Raw genomic sequence first — 8,614 nt, 5'->3', positions numbered from 1 at the left:
CCAGCGGTCTAAAGCGGAAGGTGTCAAATCGTATTGCTTGACCAATTCACTGCGCGATTTTCCTTGCTGATAAAGTTTAACCATTTGTGCTTTGAAATCAGCACTAAAAGATCGTCGTACGCGTTTTTGTTAATTCATCATTTTTCCTTTTTAAGTTAAGTTTACCTTACTCCCTAAAAAGGTTGTATGAATTAGTGTAGCCTATCCAAAGTATACGATTAAACGTTATTGAGGGCGCCAGACGGCAAGCAATAGTGCAGCCATAGCTAATCGTTTACAACGCCAGTTTGATGTAGGCGCCAAACAGCAGATTATCGTGGCAGATTTAAGCTATATTGGTGTTAACCAGCACAGGAATTACTTATGTATACTGCTGAATTTATTTAACTGACAGATTGCCGGCTATGGTGTCGAATAATATAAAACAGCAGATTGATTGATGTCTATTAAGCCAGATTAAACAATCACTGTTATCATTCCATTTATTTCATTCAGATGGGGGCGCGAAGTTTGATAAACAGTTACGAGGTAAGTGTTTTAATTCATTTAATATTCAGTATTCGCTGATTAAAAATGGATGCTGTTATGATAATGAAGTATATGAAACTACGTTCAAAAGCACTAAAACTCAATTTGTTACAGGGGAAATTTTAATGACATTAAAATATTGACAACAAGCCTTTGTGGCTTTTGCTTATTGGTACAATTAAAAATGGTTATATTTATCCATCGTTAGGCTATTTGCCTGAGGTAGAGTTTTACAAACAGTTACTCTTTAATTTTGTTGTTTGAATAGGTATTGCTATTCTTATAGGTGGATACTGAAAATTAATATTAATAATTTCAGGGTTTGTATTAATTTATTTTGTTTATCAATGACGCTGTTGTTTGGTAAGCTATAGTTTTTTCTTTTAATAGAATTTATCAGGATATGTTTATGAAAGAAGTCAGAGAATTGGTTGAGGCTGAGCTAGGTACTTTTGTTCAGTTGCGGCATGATATTCATCAACACCCTGAGTTGGCTTTTGCTGAAAATCGCACCAGTGATTTGGTTGCTGGTTTGCTGGAGCAATGGGGTTATACGGTTGAGCGGGGCATTGGTGGTACTGGCTTGGTGGCTCAGCTTCGGGTGGGAAATGGTTCGAGGTGTGTTGGTATCCGCGCAGATATGGATGCGCTGCCGATTACAGAAGAAAGTGGTGTAGCTCATACGAGTAAACATACAGGTAAGATGCATGCTTGTGGACATGATGGGCATACTACGATGTTATTGGCTGCAGCTAAGGTATTGGCGGCTAGAAAGTCGTTTAATGGTACGCTGAATCTAATTTTTCAGCCAGCAGAGGAATATGGCAAATCAGGTAGTGGTGCAATGCGGATGATTGCAGATGGCCTATTTGAGAAATATCCGTGTGATGCGGTATATGGTATGCATAATATGCCGGGTTACCCACAGGGGCAGTTACATTTTTATGATGGATGGATGATGGCTTCTTCTGATGTGGTTACGATTACAGTGAAGGGGGTAGGTGGTCATGGTGCGAAACCGCATAATACACATGATCCGATTGTGGCTGCTTCTTCTATTGTGATGGCATTGCAGACTGTTGTGTCACGTAATGTGAATCCACTGGATTCTGCTGTGGTGACTGTTGGTATGTTCCATGCTGGTGTGGCCAATAATGTGATTCCTGAACAGGCAGAGTTGAAGTTGACTGTTCGTTGCTTTAAACCGGAAGTACGCAAGCTACTTGAGGAGCGTATTGTGGCGATAGTTCAGGCTCAGGCACAAAGTTTTGATGTGGAGGCTGAGGTGGATTATCAGCATGGCTATGCACCTGTATTTAATACTACTAAGGAAACGCAGTTTGCGCGCCAGATTGCGCGCGAAGTGGTGGCTGAGGAAAATATTGTCGACCAGACTGAACCGATGGCCGGTAGTGAAGATTTTGCATTTATGCTGGAAAAATGCCCGGGAAGCTATTTGTTTATTGGTAATGGTTTAAAGGAAGTGGACGCTGCTTCTGGGTTTGATTTGCATAATCCTTATTATGATTTCAATGATAAGAATATTGCTATTGGTGCGACTTACTGGGTAGCGCTGGCAGAACGTTTTCTGCAATAAATCCGATTTTGAATTTTTATAGAATAAAGGGGGTACTGATATGAGTACGGGACAAGTGGCGGTTAAACATAACAAACCGCCGGCGAAGGCGATTGCGGCGGCGGTGGCTGGGAATGCACTGGAATTTTATGATTTTATTATTTATTCATTTTTTGCAGTGTATATTGCGCAATCATTTTTTCCCATCGGTGATAGATATACCAGTTTGCTGGCCTCGGTAGCTGTATTTGGGGTAGGTTTCTTTACGCGGCCGTTGGGTGGTTTGCTTATTGGTGCTTATGCTGACAGGAAAGGGCGTCGGGCAGCGATGGTGCTGACGGTGACATTGATAACCTTAGGTACGCTGGGGCTGGCTGCTACGCCTAGTTATGAAAAGATTGGGATTGCTGCGCCGATTATTGTGGTTATTGCACGCATGATTCAGGGGCTGGCTTTGGGCGGAGAGGTTGGACCGGCTTCTGCGATGCTGATTGAATCTGCACCACCTAATAAACGTGCTTTTTATGCTAGTTGGCAAATGGCCAGTCAAGGTATTGCCGTTGTGGTTGGTGGTCTTGTTGGTTATGTTGTTTCCAGTATTTTAACGCCGGAGCAGTTGGGTGCATGGGGCTGGAGGATCCCTTTTCTGGTGAGTCTGGCTCTGATACCGATTGCGCTGTATATTCGCCGCGCTTTGCCGGAAACTTTGGAGGAACCAATACACCATAGTGGTTCTCAGATGATAGAGATAATATTTTCTCGCTACTACAAAGAGGTAGTGTTGGGAGTTATGGTGCTGATGGCAACTGCTATTACCGCTCAGGTAGGCAATTATATGACTACTTTTGCTATCAATACTTTGAATTTTGATCCAAAAATTGCACAGATTTGTACTATTCTGGGCGGTTTGATGATGTTTTTGTTTTCACTGTTGGCTGGTTGTCTGGCCGATAAATATGGCCGTAAAAGCATTATGCTATGGCCGCGAGTGGCTTTGATGCTGTTGATTGTACCGATGTTTTATTTGCTGGTGAAAACGGAAAGTGTGACTATGCTGTTACTGGTGACGATGATGATAACATTGTTAACCGGTATGAGTGGTGCCAGTAGTCTGGTGGCGATTCCGGAAATGATGCCGATTGCGCTGCGTGCTACGGGGGTATCACTGATTTATGCTATCGGTGTAACTTTATTTGGTGGTACTGCGCAATTTGTAATGACTTGGCTGATTAAACATTTCGGAGCGGTATCACCGGCTTATTATGTGGTTGGCACTAGCATCTTGTCTATCATGGCGATTTTGATGATGCCGGAAACACGTCATGTTAATGTTAAAGATTGAATTAGCTGTAAGCTGATATAAAAAAGCCAGCAAATTTTGCTGGCTTTTTTGTGGCTGGGGTTAAATAACGCTTTTAACCACTTCGACAACTTGATCAACTGTGAAGCCGAATTCCTGAAACAGCTGCTCTGCTGGTGCGGATTCGCCAAAACGGTTGATGCCGATAATAGCACCATTGCTACCAACATATTTGTACCATGAATCACTTACGCCGGCTTCTATGGCAATACGCGGTAAACCGACAGGCAGTACGCTGTCTCGGTAGGTTTTGTCCTGCTGATCGAAGATATGGGTATTGGGCATGGATACGACGTGAGTGGCGATACCTTGTTCGGCCAGTTTGGTTTGGGCATTGATGGCCAGCTCAACTTCGGAGCCTGTGGCAATGAGTACTGCCTGTGCAGATTTTTCGGAAGCTGCTTTCAGGACATAGCCGCCACGGCGGATATTGGCCAGTTGTTGGCTATCACGCGGTATAAATGGCAATCCCTGACGGCTAAATATAAGACAGCTAGGGTGGTTTTCTGCGGCTACGGCATCAGCCCATGCCACTAGTGATTCGGCGCTGTCGCAAGGACGCCATACGCTCATATTGGGAATTAGGCGCAGGGTGGCAATTTGCTCAACTGGCTGGTGTGTTGGACCGTCTTCACCTAGGCCGATTGAGTCGTGCGTGAACACAAATATTGGGTTTATTTGCATTAGTGCAGCCATGCGCAGGGCATTGCGTGCATATTCGCTGAACATCAGGAAGGTGGCGCCGAATGGTTTGATACCGCCGTGCAGGCTCAGGCCGTTCATAATGGCGGCCATACCAAATTCGCGTACGCCATAATGGATGTAGTTGCCGCCACCTGTGGCTGTGACTGCGGTACTGCCTGACCAGTCGGTCAGGTTGGAGGGGGTAAGGTCGGCTGAACCACCGACAAACTCTGGCAGGATTTGTGCCAGTATTTCGATGCTGTTCTGACTGGCTTTGCGGGTAGCCAATTTTTCTGCTTTGCTGCAAACGTCGTTTAGTGCGTTTTGGACGTGTGCGGTAAAATTTTCTGGTAGTTTACCATCCATACGGCGGATAAATTCCGCAGCCTCGGCAGGGTATTGTTGCTGGTAACGGTTGAATAAATCCTGCCACCGTTGCTCCAGTTCTGCTCCGTTTGCTGTTGCATTCCATTCGTCATAAATTTCTTGTGGAATGGTGAATGGTTCATGTGCCCAGTTTAAGGCTTTGCGGGTAGCTGTGATTTCTTCGGTACCTAATGGGGCACCATGGGTTTTGTGGCTGCCTTCTTTGTTGGCGGCGCCTTTACCAATTTTGGTTTTGCAGCAGATAATTGACGGTTTATCGGTTTCAGCTTTGGCCGCGGTAATGGCTGCACGGATAGCAGTTTCGTTGTGGCCGTCTACGTTGGCAATGGTATGCCAGCCGTAAGCAGCAAAACGTTCGGGAATATTTTCGCTGAACCAGTTATCTACTTTGCCATCGATGGAGATGTTGTTGTCGTCATACAGGACAATCAGTTTACCTAGTTTCAGGGTGCCGGCCAGTGAGCACACTTCGTGAGATATGCCTTCCATCAGGCATCCATCGCCAACGAAAACATAGGTATGGTGATCGACGATGTTAAAACCGGGTTTGTTAAATTGGGCGGCGAGGATTTTTTCTGCTAGCGCCAGACCAACGGCATTGCCGATTCCCTGTCCCAAGGGGCCGGTGGTGGTTTCTACGCCATCGGTATAGCCGTATTCTGGGTGTCCGGGCGTTTTGCTGTGCAACTGACGGAAGTTTTTTAAGTCTTCGATGCTGAGGTTGTAGCCGCTTAGGTGCAGTAAGCTATATAGCAGCATGGAGGCGTGACCGTTGGAAAGTATGAAGCGGTCGCGATTGTAGAATTTTGGGTTGGATGGGTTATGTTGCAGGAATTCGCGCCACAATACTGTAGCCATTTCAGCCATACCCATCGGTGCGCCGGGGTGGCCGGAGTTGGCTTGTTGAATTGCGTCCATTGCTAGGAAGCGAATTGCATTAGCAAGATGTGATGCCATGAAGTTGCCTTTTGATTAAGGGAAATAGCTGGTTGCAATAGCTATGTAAAGTAATGTGTTGAACCTTGCTGTTGAGACAGGGTTTATCCGGTGTGAATTATCCTGAATCTGTACAAACCTATCAAGGAAAGTGTGCTTTTGTTTGTATGCTGGTTGTAGGTAGCGGGGCATTTTTTGATAATAAAGGTAATAATTGAATAATTATTGTTTATGGTTTATGCTTTTTGGGAAATTTTTAGTGTGGCTATGTGAAGTTGGCTTTCTTGAATCAGGTAGAGTAAAGGATTGAAATGCAAAAAATTTTTATGATTCTGATATTGTTGTTTGGTATGGCTTCGGCTTGGGCTGCTGTGAATATCAATACGGCATCAATACAACAACTGCAATCGTTACCTTATATTGGTGCAATAAAGGCTCAGGCAATTGTTGATTATCGCAATACACATGGTTCTTTCCATTCTACAAAGGACATTATGCGCGTAAAGGGTATTGGTAAGGCTACTTATGAGAAGTTGCAAAATGATATTAGTGTGAGTGGTGAATCGGTTAATCCTGCTGTTTCTGCTTCTAAATACCGGCGTGCATTACCGGCTACTGCTGCCAGATAATAGCTTGTGATATGCCGGCTGTTAATTGCTAAAAATATTGGCTTTGATGTGGTGATAGAAGTTCTCTGCCTGTGCTGATAATTTGCGCTCTTTATGTTTAATTAGGTAGATAGAGCGCTCCAGATTCATGTCTGTGACATCTTTAACCACAAGATTTCTGTGCTCAAATTGAAATAGTGTCAGTCTGGGCACAAGACCGATGCCGTAGTTGGCAGCTACTAATCCCATCATGGTAGTGAGCTGACTAACTTCTACTACATAGTTAATTCCAAATAAATCAACAATTTTATCTACATAATGACGGATGCTGGTGCCTTTGGTAAAGCCTATCATGTCATATTCAAGCAAATCTTTTAATTCAATGTTTTCTTTGTTGACTAAGGGATGATTAATATGACAAATGAGATAAAATTTATCTGAAAAAAGAAATTCGGAAGAAATTTCAGTCAGGGACGGGGATTTCGCGGTTAAAGCCAATTCTGCGTGTCCCTGTAATAAGGCTTGCAGACACGAATCCCATTGTGTGTCGAGCAATTCAACTTTGATATTGGTATGCTGGTGATGAAAAGTGGCTAAAAGCTGTGAAACCCATTGTACGACGATGGATGGCATAACAGCCACGACCAGTTTTTCCTGATGATTATTGGCATGCGAACGTATTTCTTTGGTGGTACGCTCGTAGGCAAACATGAGTTCGCGTGCTAGTTTGATGAAGTGGATACCGTTTTCATTCAGTTGAACTTTACGCGTATCACGGTCAAACAGGCGATAGCCGATTTCCTGTTCTAGATTGGCGATAAGGCTGCTGAATGCAGGCTGAGATAGATGGATCTTTTGGGCTGCACGGGTGAAGTTGTCTTCTTCTACCAGTGCCAGAAAGGCTTTTATCTGTTTGATTGATATATTCATATAACATTATTAGCCAATATTTTAATCCAAGAACCATTCACAATAGCATATTAATTGTAAAGAAAATTTGAAGTTTATCAAATTTTCCATAAGTTGCCGGATTAATTGGTTTTGCTTATTAATTCATCTTTATTATCGATTAGACAGGCAGGGACGTTATGGTGAGAATGCTGGGGCTTTCTTAGATATTTTTTTCTTTATTTATAACGACCCAAAAAGGGGGGCATTTATGCTTGCATTAATAGGCATATTGACTATTGCTACTCTGCTTTTTTGTATTATGAGTAAGCGGCTTTCTCCGATAGTCTCTTTGATTATTATTCCTATTCTGGGTGCTATAGTTGCACTTTATATCGTACCTGTTTTTCAAGGTAGTGTTGAGGCTTTACCGGCTTATTCAACTATTCCTAAGATGGCAGTTAAGGGGATCTCTAAGCTTGCGCCAATGGCAGCGATGTTTGTGTTTGCTATCATTTTCTTTGGCGTAGTCAGCGATGCAGGTATGTTTGATCCGATTATTGCCAAGATACTGAAAGTGGTAGGAACTAGCCCGAAGAAGATTATTATTGGTACTGGTGTTTTGGCTTTGATTGCGCACTTGGATGGTAATGGTGCGGTCACCTTTCTGATTACTGTACCGGCAATGATTCCATTGTATGACAAACTGGGCATTGATAAGAGAATTCTGGCTGGTATTACTGCACTTAGTGCTGGGGTGAATTTTTTACCGTGGACTGGTCCGATGATCCGTGCCGCTTCAGCGTTAGACGTATCTACACATGATTTATTTACTCCACTGATTCCAGCACAGATTACTGGTCTGGCGTTTATGGTTTTCATGGGATGGTATTGGGGACGTAAGGAAGAAAAACGTCTAGGGCTAGTTAGTGGTGCTGGTGGTGTCGTTGGTACTAGTGAGGAGTCTGAAGGTGTGACTCACTTCAAACCGAAAGAGCTGTCCGAAGAGGAGTTGAAATTACGTCGTCCGCATTTATTCTGGCCGAATCTTATTCTGGTGATTATAGTTATTTCTCTGATGGTATCAACCAAAATAGCACCAACTATTATTTTTATGGTTGCCTGCTGTATCGCTCTCACTCTGAATTATCGTAAACCGGCTGATCAATCTGCACGTATTAATGCCCATGCTAAAGGTGCGTTGATGATGGCTACAATTCTGTTTGCTGCAGGGGTATTTACCGGCATTATGAGCGAATCTGGCATGCTAAAGGCGATGGCCGTTTCAACTGGTGAATTTATTCCGGATGGTTTGGCCTCACATATCCCTTTCATTGTTAGTCTGATTGCGATGCCATTGAGTCTGATCTTTGATCCTGATTCTTATTATTTTGGCATTATGCCGGTGGTGGCAAATATTGGTGGATTTCCACCAATTCAGGTTGCACAGGCTTCTCTATTAGGTCAAATGACAACAGGTTTCCCAGTGAGTCCGCTTACACCTGCAACTTTTCTGTTGTGCAGTTTGAGTGGAGTGGATTTGGCCGATCATCAGAAATTCAGTATTCCAGTTTTGTGGGCAGCATCTATTGTTATGGCGATTGGAGCCATGCTGACAGGGGTGTTCCCGTTGTAAGAATGCAGTCG

General features: G+C 43.6%; 6 protein-coding genes and 1 pseudogene. 4 read left to right on the top strand and 3 right to left on the bottom strand.

The genetic code is table 11. From position 1 onward, the window contains the following. Positions 1-108, bottom strand: a pseudogene (locus MJ761_RS10915) (helix-turn-helix domain-containing protein); the annotation flags it as partial. An 829-nt stretch (positions 109-937) separates the two neighbouring features. On the opposite strand from MJ761_RS10915, the gene MJ761_RS02045 reads away from it, so the two are divergent. Next, a complete protein-coding gene (locus MJ761_RS02045; protein WP_239365900.1) occupies positions 938-2,125 on the top strand; it encodes a M20 aminoacylase family protein in 1,188 nt (395 codons plus the stop codon). A gap of 40 nt (positions 2,126-2,165) precedes the next feature. Then, complete coding sequence (locus MJ761_RS02040) at positions 2,166-3,446, top strand: MFS transporter (protein ID WP_093093323.1); 1,281 nt, start codon at positions 2,166-2,168, stop codon at positions 3,444-3,446. Positions 3,447-3,506: 60 nt separating this feature from the next. Here the strand turns inward: MJ761_RS02040 and tkt are convergent, their stop codons facing one another. Then, positions 3,507-5,492 (bottom strand): transketolase, encoded by a 1,986-nt coding sequence (gene tkt / locus MJ761_RS02035; RefSeq protein ID WP_093093321.1) that lies wholly within the window; start codon positions 5,490-5,492, stop codon positions 3,507-3,509. Positions 5,493-5,782: 290 nt separating this feature from the next. Between tkt and MJ761_RS02030 the strand changes: the two genes are divergently transcribed. After that, complete coding sequence (locus MJ761_RS02030) at positions 5,783-6,100, top strand: ComEA family DNA-binding protein (RefSeq protein ID WP_093093319.1); 318 nt, start codon at positions 5,783-5,785, stop codon at positions 6,098-6,100. 21 nt (positions 6,101-6,121) lie between these two features. On the opposite strand, the gene MJ761_RS02025 is transcribed toward MJ761_RS02030, so the two are convergent. Further along, positions 6,122-7,009, bottom strand: a complete 888-nt coding sequence (locus tag MJ761_RS02025) for a LysR family transcriptional regulator (protein WP_093093317.1) — start codon at positions 7,007-7,009, stop codon at positions 6,122-6,124. Between the two features lie 229 nt (positions 7,010-7,238). Here MJ761_RS02025 and MJ761_RS02020 point away from each other — a divergent pair, with 229 nt between their 5' ends. After that, on the top strand, positions 7,239-8,603 hold the full coding sequence (locus MJ761_RS02020) for a CitMHS family transporter (RefSeq protein WP_093093315.1): 1,365 nt from the start codon (positions 7,239-7,241) through the stop codon (positions 8,601-8,603). The last annotated feature ends 11 nt before the right edge of the window (positions 8,604-8,614 follow it).

It is taken from the genome of Snodgrassella communis, from assembly GCF_914768045.1.
Classification (GTDB): domain Bacteria; phylum Pseudomonadota; class Gammaproteobacteria; order Burkholderiales; family Neisseriaceae; genus Snodgrassella; species Snodgrassella communis.
The sequence above is the reverse complement of the archived record's forward strand: the minus strand, read 5'-3'. Positions and strand labels throughout refer to the sequence as shown.